The organism is Micromonospora sp. NPDC005553 (assembly GCF_042871765.1).
GTDB lineage: Bacteria > Actinomycetota > Actinomycetes > Mycobacteriales > Micromonosporaceae > Micromonospora.
Genome location: NZ_JBIAJD010000009.1, coordinates 60,185 through 75,801, shown reverse-complemented (window position 1 = coordinate 75,801; position 15,617 = coordinate 60,185). Strand labels below are relative to the sequence as shown.

Genomic DNA, 15,617 nt, shown 5'->3' with positions numbered 1-15,617 from the left:
AACCCAGCCGAGGGCTGTTCCAGCCCTCGGCTGGGTTCTAGGGTGGGTCGATCGATGGGGACGTCGTGACGAAGAGGTAGGGACGGTTTCTCGCGTGTGGTTGGCCGATGCAACTGAGGATGAGCGGAAACTGCTCCGCACGGCGATGCTTCTGCTCCTGATAGGCCTGGGGTTGCTCGGCAGCTCGCTCGGCTATCGGTGGTGGGACTCATCGGAGGCGGACCGGCTGCGCGTGGAAGGCGTGCAGGTTCCGGCCACCCTCACCGACCGGGAGGGAGGCGACGCCCGAGGCAGCGGCATCGACCGGATCGAGGTCTACTACATGTACGAGGGGGAGCAGCATCACGACTGGATCCCCTGCGCCAAGCTCGCGGTCTGCAGCAGCCCGCCGCCTCAGACGTTGACCATCTGGGTGGATCCGAGCGACCCGGAGCATTTCGTGGCGGAGAACGGGCGTACCGACGGCTCGCTGTTCTTTCTGATGTCCTGGTACTTCGTGCCGATCGGCGCAATCCCCGCCATCGCCGGTGGCCTGATACTTCGCGCGATGAGGATCGACAGGAAGAACGCGAAGAAAACACCCAGCGCTGATAATTGAGTTATAGGGGAGACAGAATGACGAAACCTGTCAAAAAAGGGGTACGGCCGCCGTCCGCTGCCCGCAACCCGAAGGCGTATGCCTTGTCGGTGGCGGGAGCGGTGTTGATTCTGGTGGGACTGGTGGCGGTCGACTCGATCCTGCTGGTGGCGGTCGGGGCCGCTCTGGCGCTGGCCGGATGGCTACTCGCCCGCCGAGGGGCGTGAAGGTCGGTGCAACCAATCTTCACGCCCGCTCACCGTCAGCCTGGGAGGACGGGCTCCGGAGTCCGTTCCTCCTGCGGCGCTGCCACCCAGGCGCTGACCCGGCGCTCGGCGTAGAACGAGACGAACGGCACCGTGCCCGCCAGCATCACCAGCAGCATCCGCTTCAGCGGCCAGTCGGCTCGGCGGCTCAGGTCGAACGCGGCCACCAGGTAGATCATGTAGAGGAAGCCGTGCGCCGGCCCGATCGTCTCCACGACGACCGGATTGTCGAACGCGTACTTCAGCGGCATGCCGACCACGACCAGCAGGATCAGCACCACGCCCACGATCCAGGCGATCACTCGGTACCGGGTAAGGGCAGCGCCCACCTTCGTCCGTCCTTCCGAACCCGGCTCAACCGGGATAGTCGCCGGGCCGGGCGCCCGGATTGGCGTTCAACCATGACAGGTAGTGGTTGTAGGCGGCCAGGTCGTTGTCCTCGACGACGTCGCCGGTGGCGGGCACCCGGGACACCCGCACCGGGCGGCGTACCCCCGGTCGGGACCCGGTGGTGACCGCCGGCGCCGGCTCGACGGCCGGATCCGCGGGTGGCGCGTCGGCCTCCGCCGCCCTGCGGCGGGCCAGCTTCACCTCACGCCACCAGACGTAGACCACGAAGCCGGCGAAGATCGGCCACTCGACCGCGTACCCCCAGCTCAGGCTGTTGCCGGCGGTGGCCCGGCTGATCTGCCACCAGCCCAGCCCCAGGAAGCCCACGACCAGCACGACCATGGCCACGTGGCGTGCGATCCACGCCGGGGTCCAGAGCCGCCTCATGGCATTGAGGGTACCGGGGACGCCAGCGGTCTCCGACACCGTGTCGTAGTCATCGCCTCGCCGGCCTGGTTTGGCATCACCGCGCCTGGGCAATCGTTTAGACGCCAGCCCAAACGAGATCAAGGGGGGCGATCATGACCGGATCGGTACGTGAGGACGGCTTTGCGTCCAGCGGCAGCGCGGATACGAGCCCGGAGCAGCGGGTGCCCGAGTGGGGCGGCGATCAGCTCGCCGACCCGTCCGGCGCTCCCGGCCTCGACGGCGACCTGCTCGGCATCGACCCGACGGAGCTTTCCGACGAGGACCTGATCCGCGAGATGCACAGCCTGCACCGAACCCGCCTGGACACCCTGCGGCACGCTGCCGACTCCGCACTCGCGAACCACCTCCGGCGCACGGCGGAGCTGGAGACCGAGTACCTGGCCCGACACCCGGGTCGCGAGGTCGATCCCAGCCGCCTGCGGGACGCGTGATGCCGGCGCGCGCCGTGCGCGGCATGTCCGCGCCACCCGAAGTGGTCTTCAGCACAGCCACCGACCCCGACCGTGCCTCGGCCTGGCTGCCGGAGCCGCTGCGCGGCGACGGCAGCCCCGCCGCGGAGATCAGCGGCGAGGAGCTGCGCGCCCGCTGGGGCGACGGCGACGCCGACGACTGGTCTGCGGAGATCCGGGTGGAGCCGGCCGATTCCGGTGGCGCGCGGATCCAGCTGGACCTGGCCGACGGGTCCGGCGGGCCCGGCCCGGACCAGCTGGCCGACGAGGCGCTCACCAACCTGGCACGCGAGGTCGCCGACAACCTCCAGGCCGGCTGAGTCGGCCACGCGCGATGCCGTTCCCGCACCACCACGACACGTGAGGAGATCGGGTGAGCGACACTGGCCTGCGGCAGAAGGCGGCCCGGCTGCGCCGGGCGTACGCGCCGCATGAGCACCGGCCGCTCGGCGGCTATCTGGTGGCGATGGGCGCCTACGCCGGGGTGACCGGGGCTCTCGCCGGCCTGGTCAAGGCGACGGGCCGGCCGGTGCCGGAGCGTCCCGCGCCGTCCGACGTGGTGCTGCTCTCCATCGCCACGCACAAGCTGAGCCGGTTGCTGTCCAAGGACGCGGTGACCAGCCCGTTGCGGGCGCCGTTCACCCGCTACGACCGCCCGATCGGCAGCGGCGAGGTGATGGAGCAGGTCCGCGACTCGGGCAGCCCCACCCGGCATGCCATCGGCGAGCTGCTGAGCTGCCCGTTCTGCCTGGCGGTCTGGGTGGCTACCGGGCTGACCGGCGGCCTGGTCCTCGCGCCCCGGCTCACCCGCCTGGTGGCGACAGCGCTGACGGCGGTCGCCGCGTCCGACTTCCTCCAGATGGCGTACGCGACGGCGCAGCAGGCCGCCGAGGGTGGGCACGACGACTGAAAAGCCAAAAAAGGGGGGCCGGCCTGCGCCGGCCCCCCTTTTCGTACGCCGTCAGCGCTGCATGCCGGACCAACCGTGCGGCGACTCCGGTTCCCGTTCGTCCTCGTCCGCTCCGGTGATGATGTCCCGATCCACCGCCGTGCGGTCGTGCTCGTTGGCGAAGTCCGGCTCGGGCGTGGTGTCCCTGCCCTTCGGGGGCTGACCCAGCGCCGGCACCTTCTCGTCGTGGTCCTCGTGGTGCGTCATGTCGGTGTCCCCTTCCGCGGTCGCTCAGCCGACCGAGCCGCCCAGCAGGTCACTGGCCTCGTCCACCGCGTACTCACCCTCGGGGAGCGCGTCTATGCGGGCGAGCAGTTCCGGCGGGAGTTCTGCGGCCACCGCCTGACGGTAGATCTCCGCCTGCTCAACCCGCTCCTGGCCCCGGAAGATGCCGTCGAGCAGGTCGTCGAGTGCCCGGGTGTCCGGCTCGTCGGCCAGTGGTGAGTCGTCGGTCACGTCGATCAGCTACCCGGGGCGGAATCGGTCAAACGTCACCCCGTCGGCTGGTCTGCGCGCGTGGGCCGACGGCCCCGCAACCCTTCCTTTGCTCTGCACCCGCCGATGCGACGGTCACGCGCCGTGAGTGGTGCACGGAGGGGTGCAGAGCAAAGGGAGACGCAAAGCAGAGCGGGGGCGGGGGCGGGGGCGGGCAGAGCGACAGCGCCGCCCCCGGCCTTGTGGGCCGGGGGCGGCGCTGGTGTCGGTGTGCAGGTCGCCTCTCGGCGAGTGGCACTACGCGGCTCCAGCCGGACGGTATTCCGCGAAGGCTATTTAGGTGAGGCCCGGGGACACTGGACACACCGACACCCCAGTCAACGAGCCGACCCCCGTTCGTGTTCCGCCGGTCGTGGTGTCGGCGGTCACACCGTCGTGGGCACTGTCGCCCGACGGGCCCGCACGGCCGAGGCGAGGTGGTCGAGCACCTCGGCGGTGTCGTCCCAACCCAGGCAGGCGTCGGTGACCGACCGCCCGTACTCCAGTGTTCGGGTCGGGTCGAGCTCCTGCCGGCCGGGCAGCAGGAACGACTCCAGCATCACGCCGGTGATCCCGCGCTGACCGGCGGCCAGTTGGGCGGCCACGTCCGCGGCCACCAGCGGCTGGTTACGGTGGTCCTTGCCGCTGTTGGCGTGACTCGCGTCGATCACCAGCCGCTCCGGCAGGTCGGCGGCGCGGAGCAGGTCGAGTGCCCCGGCGACCGACTCGGCGTCGTAGTTGGGTCGGCCGCCCCCACCGCGCAACACGAGGTGCCCGTCGGTGTTGCCCCGGGTGTGCATGATCGCCGGGGTGCCGGAGAAGTCGATGCCGGGGAAGACGTGTGGCACTCCGGCGGCGCGGATCGCGTCCACGGCCGTGCCGATGCTGCCGTCCGGGCGGTTCTTCATGCCGATCGGCATGGACAGGCCGGAGGCGAGCTGGCGGTGCACCTGGCTCTCCACCGTGCGGGCACCGATCGCGCCCCAGCCCACCGTGTCCGCGATGTACTGCGGGGTGATCGGGTCCAGGAACTCGCAGCCCACCGGAAGGCCGAGGCGGAGCACGTCGAGCAGCAGCGCCCGGGCCAGCCGCAGACCGGTGTTGACGTCCCCGCTGCCGTCCAGGCCGGGATCGTTGATCAGGCCCTTCCAGCCGACGGTGGAGCGCGGCTTCTCGAAGTAGACCCGCATGACGATCAGCAGGTCGTCGGCGAGCCGGTCGGCTGCCGTCCGCAGACGCTGCGCGTAGTCCAGGGCGGCGGCCGGGTCGTGCACCGAGCAGGGACCGACCACCACCAGCAGGCGGTCGTCCTCGCGGTCCAGCACGCGACCGACCGCGCGGCGGCCGGTCAACACGGCCGCCGCGAGCGGGGCGTCCAGGGGCAACTCGTGGTGCAGCAGGGCGGGCGTGGTCAGCGGCACGACACGGTCGATCCGCTGATCGCTGACCCGATCGGTCTCCGGGGTCGTCACGGTGGGCATCCTTTCGCCGACCGTGCCCGGGGCCGGTGCCCGGGACGAGCCGGCTGCTCGTACGCAAAAGGGCAGGAACGACAGCTCCTGCCCAGCCGGCTCGGTCCGTGGTGACATCAGTTCATGGTGAAGTCACCGGCGTGCGAGCCGGCTGCCTAAACCATCGATAGGAACGCGTCACCGGGCCAGCGTACCCGACCGGACGCCTTCCCCCGTGCTGTCGTCCCAAGATGCGGGGTGAAGATCGCGTGCCGGGGACGCGGTCGGGGTAACAGGGGTGCCATGACACACGAGCAGAGCGATCAAGACCGGGTGGAGTCCCGCGCGCACCACCTCCTGCCCGAGGAGGAGGCGGTGGGCAGCGACGACCCGGAGGCGCAGGCGGAGGCCATCCTCGCCGAGTCGGACATCCGCACCGCTGACCAGAACGCCGCTCCGGACACGGTGCTGGAGCGTCGTACCTCGGATCAGACAGTGGTGGCGGTCGAACCGCCGGACTGAGCGGTCGCCCCGCGTGCCAGGCGCGACCCCCGGTAGGTCTGGTCACGCAGCCAGGCCAGCGGACCTGCCACCCGCAGTTCGGGTGGCAGGTTGCGCACCGGGTCGAACGCGAGCGCCCCGTCCTCCTCGGCGCTGAGCTGGGCGCCGAGGCTGACCTGCCCGACCAGTCGCCACGGTCCCACCGCCGACGCGACCGCGAGCACCAGGCGTGGGGTGTCCGTCCGGGTCGCGGCGGACGCCGCGGCCAGGCTGCGACCGAGGTCGGCCGAGTCGGGGTCGGCCAGCGCGGCCAGCCAGAGGCGGCGCAGGCCCGCGCGGTAGCACGTGATCGTGCTGTACGTGCCGGTGAAGCGGCGTCGCGGCAGCGGCAGGTTCCGCAGCACCGGGGCGGCGCCGCTGGAGCTGACCAGCAGATCGAACGGCCGACCGCCGTCGCTGTGCAGGCGCAACGCGAGGCCCAGGACGTCGGGCCAACTGCCGGGCGTGGGCGTCCCCTTGGAGAGCCGGATGGTGGTCCGGTACCGGCCGGGCTGATCCAGCAGCGCGACCCCGGTGGGCGGTCCGGGCGTACCCCAGATCACCGTCTCGCCGACGAACGAGCGACCGGCCGGATGCAGCAACCGGCCGCGGCGCAGCCGGCCGAGTGCGGTGCTGGCGCGTTCGACGGCGGTGGCGGCCCGGCCGGCGGACCGGAACGGAGGCGGGGTGACGGTCATTGCTCCCCGGTACCCCGCGCGGCGGCTCCGAAGCCGCCCGGGTCGGCTCGCCGACCGACGGCACGTCACCTTTCCGCCTCCGAGATCGGATAGCGTCGGGGCATGCCCGACAGCGGTTACCCCTGGCCCATTCAGACGTCCCGACTGGACAACGGCCTGCGCGTGGTGGTGAGTGAGGACCGCACCGCGCCCGCAGTGGCCGTCAACCTCTGGTATGACGTCGGCTCCCGACATGAGCCGGCCGGGCAGACCGGTTTCGCCCACCTCTTCGAGCACCTGATGTTCGAGGGCTCGGTGAACGTGGCGAAGACCGAGCACATGAAGCTGATTCAGGGCTCCGGCGGCTCGCTCAACGCCACCACCAACCCGGACCGGACCAACTACTTCGAGACGGTCCCGGCCGAGCACCTGGAGCTGGCGCTCTGGTTGGAGGCTGACCGGATGGGCGGCCTGGTCCCCGCCCTCACCCAGGAGACGCTGGACAACCAGCGGGACGTGGTGAAGAACGAGCGCCGGCAGCGCTACGAGAACGTGCCGTACGGCGACGCCTGGCTGCGGTTGCTGCCGCTTCTCTACCCGCCGGGGCACCCGTACCACCACGCGACGATCGGCTCGATGGCCGACCTGAACGCCGCCGACCTGGCCACCTTCCAGGCGTTCCACCAGACCTACTACGCGCCGAACAACGCCGTGCTCACAGTGGTCGGCGACGCCACCGCCTCGGACGTGTTCGCGCTCGCCGACAAGTACTTCGGCGCGCTGCCCGCCCGCGACGACATCCCGCCGGCACCGGACGGCCGCACCGTCCCCGCCACCGGGCAGACGGCCGTCGAGTCGGTGAGCGCCGACGTGCCGGCGCCACGGGTCTACATCGCCCACCGCAGCTACCCGTTCGGCACCCCCGGATACAACGTGATCACCGTGCTCGCCACCATCCTGGGCAGCGGCCGGGGCAGCCGGCTCTACCAGCGCCTCGCCGACGGCGAGCGGATCGCGCAACCGGACCTGGTCGGGGCGTACGGGGTGGACCTCGCACACGCCCCCGCACCGCTGATCGCCACCGCCACCGCCCGCCCCGGGGTGAGCGCCGAGCGGCTGGCCGAAGGGCTGGCCGAGGTCGTCGACGAGTTGGCCACAGTGCCGGTCACCGCCGCCGAGCTGGATCGCGCCAAGGCGTTGCTCAGCACCGGGTGGTGGCGTCAGCTGTCCACCGTCGACGGCCGCGCGGACCTGCTCGGCCGGTACACCACGCAGTTCGGTGACCCGGCCCGCATCGCCGAGCAGTTGCCGGCCCTGCTCGCTGTCACCGCCGAGCAGATCGCCGAGGCCGCCGCCGACGTGCTCGCCACCGACCGGGTGACCCTGTCCTACCTGCCCGAGGAGACCTCATGACGCTGATCGCCGACCGTCCCGGCCCGGGCGCCGCCCGCCCGTACCGGTTCCCGCCGGTGGTCCGCCGCGCCGCGGCCGGTGGTCAGGTCGTCGCCGCGCACCTGCCGGGGCAGAACCTCGCCGTGGCCCTGCTGCTGCTCGACGTGGGCGCGGGCCAGGAGCCGGTCGGCAAGGAGGGTCTGTCCGGCGTGCTGGCCAAGGCGTTGGAGGAGGGCACCGCGCAGCGGGACGCCGCCGCATACGCGCTCGCCGTCGAAGGGCTCGGCACCGCTCTGTCGACCGGTCTGGACTGGGACTCGTTCCAGGCCAGCGTGGTGATCCCGGTGGACCGGCTGAGCGCCGCCGTGGAACTGCTCGCCGAGGCGGTGCGGACGCCGAAGCTCGACCCCGCCGACGTACGCCGGGTCCGCGACGACGAGGCGACAGCGCTCCGGATGGACTGGGCCAACCCCGGCCCGCGCGCCGACGCCGCGCTGCGCGCCGACCTGTTCGGCGCCCAGAAGCGCTGGGGACGGCCGATGCACGGCGACCCGGAGTCGGTCGCCGGGTTGGACGTGGAGGACGTCACGGTCTTTCACTCGGAGTGGTTCCTGCGCCCCGGCACCCTGATCGTCGCCGGTGACCTGGACCGGATCGACCTGGACGCGCTGGCCGCCGCCGCGTTCGCCGGCACCGGTGGTGGCCCCGCCGAGCGCGGCGGTTCCATCGAGGTGCCGCTGCACAGCGGTCGCCGGATCATCCTGGTGGACCGGCCCGGCTCGGTGCAGTCCACGCTGCGGCTGGGCCACCCGTCACCGCACCGGGCGCACCCCGACTACGTGCCGATGACGCTCGCCGGCACCGTGCTCGGCGGGGCGTTCACCTCCCGACTCAACCACCTGCTGCGGGAGGTGCACGGCTACACCTACGGCATCCGGGGCGACTTCGCCGCGTCGCGGCGGTTCGGTCGGTTCGCGGTCAGCTCCGGCGTGCAGACGGCGGTCACCGCGCCGGCCCTGGTCGAGGCGGTGGGCGAGATCACCCGTACCCAGGCCACCGGGGTGACCGAGGAGGAGCTGGAGGTGGCCCGCTCCTGGCGGGCCGGGCAGCTCTCGGTCGAGTTGCAGAGCCCTCGGGCGATCGCCTCCGCGCTGACCACCCTGGTGGTGCACGACCTGCCGGACGACTACCACGCGCGGTTGCGCGAGTCGCTGCTCTCCGCCGACGTGGACCAGGTCTCCGCGGCGGCAGCCACCCACCTGCACCCGGAAGCTCTCACCCTGGTCATCGAGGGCGACGCCGCAGTGATCCGCGACGACCTGGAGGCCACCGCCCTGGGAGACCTCCTCCCCTAACCCCGCCCGCCCCGCCCCGCCCCGCCCGCGCCCTGCCCCACCCGGTCGATCATGAGGTTGTTGTCACTAGACACGGTGTGTCGCGGCAACAACTTCATGATCGACGGGGGAGCGGGCGGGGAGGGGCGGGGGAGGGGGCGGGGTGCGGGCGGGAATGGGGGCTAGGGGGTGGGGCGCGGTGTGAGGTGGACCCGGGGGGTGGGAAAGGGGTCCCGGTTTCGGGGGTGGGGTCGGTAGCCTCGCGGGCATGAGGATCGGCATTGTGGGGGCCACTGGCCAGGTCGGTGGCGTGATGCGGCAGGTGCTGGCGGAGCGGGAGTTCCCAGCGGAGCAGGTGCGGTTGTTCGCCTCGGCGCGGTCCGCCGGGCGTACGCTGCCGTGGCGCGACGGCGAGGTGACAGTCGAGGACGCCGCGACCGCGGACTATTCCGAGCTGGACATCGTGCTCTTCTCGGCTGGTAAGGGCACCGCCCGGGAGTTGGCCCCCCGGGTCGCCGAGGCCGGGGCCGTGGTGATCGACAACTCGTCGGCGTTCCGGATGGACCCGCAGGTTCCGCTGGTGGTCGCCGAGGTCAACCCGCACGCCGCCCTGGACCGGCCCAAGGGCATCATCGCCAACCCGAACTGCACCACGATGGCCGCGATGCCGGTGCTGCGTCCGTTGCACGCCGAGGCTGGCCTCGTCGGCCTGGTCGTCTCCACCTACCAGGCGGTCTCCGGCGCCGGGCTGGCCGGCGTCGCCGAGCTGGACGAGCAGGTCCGCAAGGTGGCCGAGCACGCCGCTGGGCTGGCCTTCGACGGGTCGGCCGTGGAGTTCCCCGCGCCGCGCTCGTTCACCCAGCCGATCGCCTTCAACGTCCTCCCGCTGGCCGGTTCGATCGTCGACGACGGTTCGTTCGAGACTGACGAGGAGCAGAAGCTCCGCAACGAGAGCCGCAAGATCCTGGATATCCCCGACCTGTTGGTCTCCGGCACCTGTGTCCGGGTGCCGGTCTTCACCGGGCACTCGCTCCAGATCAACGCCCGCTTCGCCAGGCCGCTCACCCCGCAGCGCGCCCACGAACTGCTGGCCGACGCGCCCGGGGTGGCACTGACCGACGTCCCGACGCCGTTGCAGGCCGCCGGCCAGGACCCGACCTACGTGGGCCGGATCCGCGCCGACGAGACCGTCGAGTACGGGCTGGCGCTGTTCTGCTCCAACGACAACCTGCGCAAGGGTGCCGCGCTGAACGCTGTGCAACTCGCCGAGCTGGTCGCCGCCGAGCGCCGCTGACCGGCACGGTCGCCGAACATCGAACAATCACCGAGCCCCCGCCGTACGTCGGTGGGGGCTCGGTGCCGTTCGGGGTGGTCGCCCTGCTGTTCCAGGTGGTCGCCCGCAGGGGCCGGCAGGTCGTGCTTGGATGGGTCGGAGACGATCGTCCAACCTGGAGGACACCATGCCGGATGACCGGACCCAGCAGGCGTTGACCGATCTGGTGGCTGGCCGCTCGATGGGCGTGCTCGCCACGATCAAGCGGGACGGGCGTCCACAGCTTTCAACTGTGGTCTACTCCTTCGACCGGGACGCGGGCCTGATCCGGGTCTCGGTCACCGACGGCCGTGCCAAGACCGCCAACCTGCGCCGCGACCCACGCGCCAGCTTCCACGTCAGCAGCGAGGACGGCTGGGCGTACGCGGTGGTCGAAGGTCGCGCCGAGCTGACTCCGCCGGCCACCCGACTCGACGACGACACGGTCGAGGAGTTGGTGGCGCTTTACCGGGGGCTGAGGGGCGAACACCCCGACTGGGACGAGTACCGCCAGGCCATGGTCGACGAGGGCCGGATCGTGCTACGCCTGCACGTCGAGCGGCTCTACGGCATGCCGCCCCGAGGCTGACCCGCCGCTCAAGCGGACCCGCCGCCCAGGCGGACCTGCCGCTCAGGCGGACCTGCCGCTCAGGCTGGCCCGCCACAGTCGATCAGCCTGGCTCGATCACTGTCACGCCGGGCCAACGCTGCGCCGGCCGGTGCCGGGCCAACCGCTGCCGCGACAGGGCCACGTCCACCCGGGCCGGGTTGTGCCGCCACACCCCGCCCAGCAGATCCGTCAGACCATACGGCGCGCAGACGTCCAGCCGGCCGGCCTGGTCCACGCGGACGGCCACCGCTGTCGCGTACTCGGGCCAGGTGGCGACCGCCTCGGCCACGCTGCGGTACGGCTCGATCGGGTCGCCGCCGAACGTGGCCGCGTACCAGGTGTGCACAGCCGCCTGGTTGCGAGCCTCCCACGGCGGCTGCGCCCACATCCCCTTCAACAACGCGGTGGCCCGGTCGTCGTCGGCTCGGGTCAGCCTCGCCGGGTCGAAGAAGACCACGTCAACGTCGCGGACCCGCGCCGGGTCGAACCCGTTGCCGTACCGCTCGCCCCAGACCAGGTCGCGCAGTGCGCCAGCGCCGATCCAGGCGTCCGGCAGCCCGGAATCACGCACCACCGCCAGCGCCCGGGTCAGCCAGTTGCTGCCGGCGACCAGATCCCGCAGCTCCTCCTCGCCCGTCATCATGCGCCCACGGTAGGCAGCGGACACCCACACGGACAGCCCGGCAGGCAGTTGGCGTTACCCCCTCCCAGGCGGCGGGTAGACGGGCCGTGCCGACACCGAGAGGGGAGCACCATGACAACGGTCGGAGAGTTCATGACGACCCGGTTGGTGACGATGGACGGCAACGACACACTCATCGCAGCCGCGCAGGAGATGCGTGACAGTGCGATCGGCGATGTGGTGGTTACCGACGGTGACAGTGTGGTCGGCATCGTCACGGACCGGGACATCACGGTCCGAGGCGTCGCGGAGAACATGGACCCGGGCTCGACCCGGTTGAACCAGATCACCACTCGCGACGTGATCACGGTGAGTCAGTACGACGATGCCGTGGCCGCCGCGGACCTGATGCGGACGTACGCCGTACGCCGACTTCCGGTGATCGACGACGGGCGCCTGGTCGGCCTGGTGTCGATGGGTGACCTCGCTGTCGAGCGCGAACCACAGTCGGTCCTGGCCGACATCAGCGCCGACGAGCCGAACAACTGACCCGTCCGCCGCGGCGCGCGCCGGCTCTCCCTTCCGGGAGGGCCGGCGCGTGGCGTCTCGACCCCCTGCTCACCCGGATCGGGCGAGGTTGAGCGGGGGAGCGGCGGGGACCCGTGCGGGGACGTGCAACACGCCGGCCGTCCGTGCGACGCGAGCGCGGTGGGTGGGATCCCCGGCCCGGCAACTGGGAGGAGTGGACCCGATGGTGGACGCGACCACGAGGTTCTTCGAGGACCTGGACCGGCGGGGGTACGAACCTCTGCTGGCCAAGACCTCCGGGACGCTGCGGATCGACCTGCACGAGGGGGCGCAGACCCGGCACTGGCTGCTGAGGATCGATCACGGCCGGCTGAACGTCAGTCAGGAGGACCAGGAGGCCGACACGGTGATCGGCGCGAGCCCGGTCCTCTTCGACGACATCGCCTCGGGGCGCGAGCACGGCCTGGCAGCGCTGTTGCGGGGGGACATGACGGTGTCCGGTGACGCTCGCCTCGTCGTACAGGTGGAGCGGATCTTTCCGGGTTCCCCGGACGCCCGCGGGCCGCGTCGGCGATTCGCGGGGGAGGAGCACTGATGGGGCAGAGCAACACGATCCGGATCCTGGACGGCAACACGTTCGTCGTCTGCGAGGACACCGGTGACATCGAGGCGACGCCGAGCGAGCCCACCGGGCTCTTCTCCATCGACACCCGGTTCCTGTCGACCTGGGTGCTGACCATCAACGGTGAGCGGCTCAACTCGCTCTCCTACGACGACCTGCAGTACTTCGAGTCGCGATTCTTCCTGGTCCCGGGGATGGCCACGCACTACGTGGACGCGAAGCTGTCGATCATCCGCGAGCGCGCGGTGGGCGGCAGCTTCTGTGAGCAGCTGACCATCCTCAACCACGACGAGAAGCCTGTCGACCTGGAAGTCCGAATGGACGCGGCGTCGGACTTCGCCGACCTGTTCCAGGTGAAGGACGAGATCCTCAACAAGAAGGGCGAGATCTACACCGAGGTGGAGTCGGACCGGCTGCGGCTGGGGTACCGGCGGGGGAACTTCCGGCGGGAGACGGTCATCTCGTCGTCGACGTCGGCCCGGTACGACAGCAAGGGCTTCGCGTACACAGTGCACCTGGAGCCCAACGAGCAGTGGGACGCCTCGATCGACGTCCAGACCTACGCGGTCGGACCCGGTGGCCGGGACCTGCGGTTCGGCCTGCGCAAACACGGTACCGAGCGGCTCGCCCTCCAGCACGACCTGGAGCAGTGGATCGCCGACGCACCAAAGGTCAACAGCGAACACGGCCGGGTGGCGAGCACGTACCGGCGCAGTCTGATCGACCTGGCGGCGCTGCGCTTCTCGCCGCTGTCGCTGGGCGGTGCCACCCTGCCGGCCGCCGGTCTGCCCTGGTTCATGACCATGTTCGGCCGGGACAGCATCCTCACCTGCCTGCAGACACTGCCGTTCACCCCGCAGCTGTCGAAGACGACGCTGCGCATCCTGGCGTCCCTGCAGGGCAGCCGGTTCGACGACTTCCGGGACGAGGACCCGGGGCGCATCCTGCACGAGATGCGCTACGGCGAGACCGCGGCCTTCGAGGAGCAGCCACACTCGCCGTACTACGGCTCCGTGGATGCGACGCCGCTGTTCATCGTGCTGCTCGACGAGTACGAAAAGTGGAGCGGGGACGTCGCGCTGGTCAAGGAGTTGGAGCAGGAGTCCCGGGCGGCGCTGAGGTGGATCGACAACTACGCCGACCTGGTTGGCACCGGCTACATCTGGTACGAGCGACGCAACACCGACACCGGCCTGGAGAACCAGTGCTGGAAGGACTCCTGGGATTCGATCTCCTACTCCGACGGCACGCTGCCGCCGTTCCCCCGGGCCACCTGCGAGGTGCAGGGGTACGCGTACGACGCGAAGGTCCGCGCGGCCCGGTTGGCGCGCGAGTTCTGGGGTGACCCGGAGTTCGCCGACCAGTTGGAGCGGGAGGCGGCGGAGCTGAAGGAGCGGTTCAACCGGGACTGGTGGGTGGAAGACGGCGGGTACTTCGCCCTGGCCCTGGACCCGGACGGCCGGCAGTGCGACATCCTCAGCTCCAACATCGGCCACCTGCTGTGGAGCGGGATCGTCGAACCCGAGCGGGCGGAGAAGCTCGCCGCGCACCTGGTCGGGCCGCGGCTCTTCTCCGGCTGGGGGGTGCGCACCCTCGCCGAGGGGGAGGCCCGCTACAACCCCATCGGCTACCACAACGGCACGATCTGGCCGTTCGACAACTCGTTCATCGCCTGGGGTCTGCGCCGGTACGGCTTTGCCGAGGAGGCCGCGACCATCGCCAACGGCATCCTGGACGCGGCCACGTACTTCGACGGCCGGCTGCCGGAGGCGTTCGGCGGCTACCCGCGGGAGCTGACCAAGTTCCCGGTGGAGTACCCGACGGCGTGCAGCCCGCAGGCCTGGTCGACAGGTACCCCGCTGCTGCTGCTGCGCACCATGCTCGGTCTGGAGCCGCACGAGGGTCACCTGGCGGTCGAGCCACGGCTGCCGGTGGGGATGGGCCGCATCGAGGTCCTGGACATCCCCGGTCGTTGGGGCCGGGTGGACGCTTTCGCCCGGGGTCGACTGGATCTGGACAATCTCGCCGACTGACCGATCCGGCCGCCGAACCGGCGGTGGTGCCGCCGCCCGCGTCGCCGCCGCCGGGTCGCCACCCAGCCGATCCCCAGCCGGTCAGGGTAGATTCTGCGAATGCCGGAGCTCGTGTACCCGCCCGTTATCGCCGCCGCCAAGACGCTGTTCCGGGTCCTCGACCTGAAGATCACCATCGAGGGCGCCCACCACGTACCCCGCACGGGCGGGGCGGTGCTGGCCAGCAACCACGTCAGCTACCTCGACTTCATCTTCGCCGGTCTGGGCGCGAACGCGTCGGGCCGCCTGGTGCGGTTCATGGCCAAGGATTCGGTCTTCACGCACAAGATCTCCGGCCCGCTGATGCGCGGCATGCGGCACATTCCGGTGGACCGGCAGGCCGGCGCTGCCTCGTTCCGCGCCGCCGTGGGCGCGCTCAAGAAGGGCGAGGTCGTCGGCGTCTTCCCCGAGGCGACGATCAGCCGGTCGTTCACCGTCAAGGAGCTCAAGAGCGGCACGGTCCGGATGGCCCGCTCGGCGAAGGTGCCGGTGTTGCCGGTCGCGCTGTGGGGCACCCAGCGCCTCTGGACCAAGGGCCGCCCGCGCACTCTGACCCGTCGGCACACGCCGATCACGATCCTGATCGGCGAGCCGATCAGCCCGGCGGACTTCCCGGACCCGAACGTGCTGGCCGCCGAGCTGACCACTCGCCTCAGCGCCCTCGTCGACCGGGCACAGCGGGATTATCCGGACACCCCGGCCGGCCCGGACGACACCTGGTGGCAGCCCGCGCACCTGGGCGGCAGCGCGCCCACGCCGGAGGAGGCCGCCGCTCTGGACGCCGCCGCCGAACACCCCGCTCCCAGCGCCTGACGCTGAAGGCGTGTGTCGACGTTCTCGGTGGGCCCGGGGCTTCGACGCACGCCCTAGCTGGACGGATCGCTCCACGCCGGGGCAGAACGCTCTCTGCCGACGCGGACGGT

The 15,617-nt window shown here is 71.2% G+C and carries 21 protein-coding genes; 14 read left to right on the top strand and 7 right to left on the bottom strand.

Annotation, left to right across the window (positions count from 1 at the left end; translation table 11 throughout):
* Window positions 1-94: 94 nt before the first annotated feature.
* Together ACFYPG_RS30135 and ACFYPG_RS30130 are read left to right on the top strand one after the other, a co-directional pair.
* The gene (locus ACFYPG_RS30135) at window positions 95-598 is read left to right on the top strand and encodes a DUF3592 domain-containing protein (protein WP_387354596.1); all 504 of its coding nucleotides are present in this window, start codon (window positions 95-97) and stop codon (window positions 596-598) included.
* A 17-nt stretch (window positions 599-615) separates the two neighbouring features.
* A complete protein-coding gene (locus ACFYPG_RS30130; RefSeq protein ID WP_387354595.1) occupies window positions 616-804 on the top strand; it encodes a hypothetical protein in 189 nt (62 codons plus the stop codon).
* Window positions 805-839: 35 nt separating this feature from the next.
* Here ACFYPG_RS30130 and ACFYPG_RS30125 read toward each other — a convergent pair whose 3' ends face one another.
* Together ACFYPG_RS30125 and ACFYPG_RS30120 are read right to left on the bottom strand one after the other, a co-directional pair.
* A complete protein-coding gene (locus tag ACFYPG_RS30125) occupies window positions 840-1,172 on the bottom strand; it encodes a DUF3817 domain-containing protein (RefSeq protein WP_355008954.1) in 333 nt (110 codons plus the stop codon).
* Window positions 1,173-1,197: 25 nt separating this feature from the next.
* Window positions 1,198-1,620 (bottom strand): hypothetical protein, encoded by a 423-nt coding sequence (locus tag ACFYPG_RS30120; RefSeq protein WP_357228907.1) that lies wholly within the window; start codon window positions 1,618-1,620, stop codon window positions 1,198-1,200.
* Window positions 1,621-1,751: 131 nt separating this feature from the next.
* Between ACFYPG_RS30120 and ACFYPG_RS30115 the strand changes: the two genes are divergently transcribed.
* Genes ACFYPG_RS30115 through ACFYPG_RS30105 form a run of 3 tightly spaced genes read left to right on the top strand, consistent with a single transcriptional unit; the run spans window position 1,752 to window position 3,021 of the window.
* Entirely contained in the window at window positions 1,752-2,093 is a 342-nt protein-coding gene (locus tag ACFYPG_RS30115) for a DUF6158 family protein (RefSeq protein WP_387354635.1), read from the top strand.
* Complete coding sequence (locus tag ACFYPG_RS30110; protein ID WP_238678168.1) at window positions 2,093-2,431, top strand: SRPBCC family protein; 339 nt, start codon at window positions 2,093-2,095, stop codon at window positions 2,429-2,431. The genes ACFYPG_RS30115 and ACFYPG_RS30110 overlap by 1 nt, the downstream gene beginning before the upstream one ends.
* A gap of 53 nt (window positions 2,432-2,484) precedes the next feature.
* Window positions 2,485-3,021, top strand: a complete 537-nt coding sequence (locus tag ACFYPG_RS30105) for a DUF1360 domain-containing protein (RefSeq protein WP_355008951.1) — start codon at window positions 2,485-2,487, stop codon at window positions 3,019-3,021.
* 51 nt (window positions 3,022-3,072) lie between these two features.
* Here the strand turns inward: ACFYPG_RS30105 and ACFYPG_RS30100 are convergent, their stop codons facing one another.
* The 3 genes from ACFYPG_RS30100 to ACFYPG_RS30090 all read right to left on the bottom strand — a co-directional run bounded on the left by ACFYPG_RS30100 (window position 3,073) and on the right by ACFYPG_RS30090 (window position 5,015).
* Window positions 3,073-3,267 (bottom strand): hypothetical protein, encoded by a 195-nt coding sequence (locus tag ACFYPG_RS30100; RefSeq protein ID WP_091405645.1) that lies wholly within the window; start codon window positions 3,265-3,267, stop codon window positions 3,073-3,075.
* Between the two features lie 24 nt (window positions 3,268-3,291).
* Complete coding sequence (locus ACFYPG_RS30095) at window positions 3,292-3,525, bottom strand: hypothetical protein (protein WP_355009012.1); 234 nt, start codon at window positions 3,523-3,525, stop codon at window positions 3,292-3,294.
* 395 nt (window positions 3,526-3,920) lie between these two features.
* Window positions 3,921-5,015 carry a 3-deoxy-7-phosphoheptulonate synthase gene (locus ACFYPG_RS30090; RefSeq protein ID WP_355009011.1) on the bottom strand — a complete coding sequence of 365 codons (1,095 nt, stop codon included), beginning with the start codon at window positions 5,013-5,015 and terminating at the stop codon, window positions 3,921-3,923.
* Window positions 5,016-5,288: 273 nt separating this feature from the next.
* Between ACFYPG_RS30090 and ACFYPG_RS30085 the strand changes: the two genes are divergently transcribed.
* The gene (locus ACFYPG_RS30085) at window positions 5,289-5,507 is read left to right on the top strand and encodes a hypothetical protein (RefSeq protein WP_355008950.1); all 219 of its coding nucleotides are present in this window, start codon (window positions 5,289-5,291) and stop codon (window positions 5,505-5,507) included.
* Here ACFYPG_RS30085 and ACFYPG_RS30080 read toward each other — a convergent pair.
* Window positions 5,474-6,223, bottom strand: a complete 750-nt coding sequence (locus tag ACFYPG_RS30080) for a phosphodiesterase (RefSeq protein ID WP_387354594.1) — start codon at window positions 6,221-6,223, stop codon at window positions 5,474-5,476. The genes ACFYPG_RS30085 and ACFYPG_RS30080 overlap by 34 nt on opposite strands.
* Window positions 6,224-6,325: 102 nt before the next feature.
* On the opposite strand from ACFYPG_RS30080, the gene ACFYPG_RS30075 reads away from it, so the two are divergent.
* The 4 genes from ACFYPG_RS30075 to ACFYPG_RS30060 all read left to right on the top strand — a co-directional run bounded on the left by ACFYPG_RS30075 (window position 6,326) and on the right by ACFYPG_RS30060 (window position 10,829).
* The gene (locus tag ACFYPG_RS30075; protein WP_355008948.1) at window positions 6,326-7,615 is read left to right on the top strand and encodes a pitrilysin family protein; all 1,290 of its coding nucleotides are present in this window, start codon (window positions 6,326-6,328) and stop codon (window positions 7,613-7,615) included.
* Window positions 7,612-8,949 (top strand): M16 family metallopeptidase, encoded by a 1,338-nt coding sequence (locus ACFYPG_RS30070; RefSeq protein WP_387354593.1) that lies wholly within the window; start codon window positions 7,612-7,614, stop codon window positions 8,947-8,949. Before ACFYPG_RS30075 ends, ACFYPG_RS30070 begins: the two co-directional genes overlap by 4 nt.
* A 247-nt stretch (window positions 8,950-9,196) precedes the next feature.
* Window positions 9,197-10,222 (top strand): aspartate-semialdehyde dehydrogenase, encoded by a 1,026-nt coding sequence (locus tag ACFYPG_RS30065; protein WP_355008946.1) that lies wholly within the window; start codon window positions 9,197-9,199, stop codon window positions 10,220-10,222.
* Between the two features lie 166 nt (window positions 10,223-10,388).
* On the top strand, window positions 10,389-10,829 hold the full coding sequence (locus ACFYPG_RS30060) for a PPOX class F420-dependent oxidoreductase (protein ID WP_387354634.1): 441 nt from the start codon (window positions 10,389-10,391) through the stop codon (window positions 10,827-10,829).
* A gap of 82 nt (window positions 10,830-10,911) precedes the next feature.
* On the opposite strand, the gene ACFYPG_RS30055 is transcribed toward ACFYPG_RS30060, so the two are convergent.
* Window positions 10,912-11,493, bottom strand: coding sequence for a nucleotidyltransferase family protein (locus tag ACFYPG_RS30055; protein ID WP_387354592.1), 582 nt, complete (start codon window positions 11,491-11,493; stop codon window positions 10,912-10,914).
* A 111-nt stretch (window positions 11,494-11,604) separates the two neighbouring features.
* On the opposite strand from ACFYPG_RS30055, the gene ACFYPG_RS30050 reads away from it, so the two are divergent.
* The 4 genes from ACFYPG_RS30050 (at window position 11,605) to ACFYPG_RS30035 (ending at window position 15,507) form a co-directional block, all read left to right on the top strand.
* Window positions 11,605-12,021 (top strand): CBS domain-containing protein, encoded by a 417-nt coding sequence (locus ACFYPG_RS30050; RefSeq protein WP_355008944.1) that lies wholly within the window; start codon window positions 11,605-11,607, stop codon window positions 12,019-12,021.
* A gap of 202 nt (window positions 12,022-12,223) precedes the next feature.
* Window positions 12,224-12,595, top strand: coding sequence for an SCP2 sterol-binding domain-containing protein (locus ACFYPG_RS30045; protein ID WP_355008943.1), 372 nt, complete (start codon window positions 12,224-12,226; stop codon window positions 12,593-12,595).
* The gene (locus tag ACFYPG_RS30040; RefSeq protein WP_355008942.1) at window positions 12,595-14,655 is read left to right on the top strand and encodes a glycogen debranching N-terminal domain-containing protein; all 2,061 of its coding nucleotides are present in this window, start codon (window positions 12,595-12,597) and stop codon (window positions 14,653-14,655) included. Before ACFYPG_RS30045 ends, ACFYPG_RS30040 begins: the two co-directional genes overlap by 1 nt.
* Window positions 14,656-14,754: 99 nt before the next feature.
* Window positions 14,755-15,507, top strand: a complete 753-nt coding sequence (locus ACFYPG_RS30035; RefSeq protein ID WP_355008941.1) for a lysophospholipid acyltransferase family protein — start codon at window positions 14,755-14,757, stop codon at window positions 15,505-15,507.
* Window positions 15,508-15,617 lie beyond the last annotated feature (110 nt).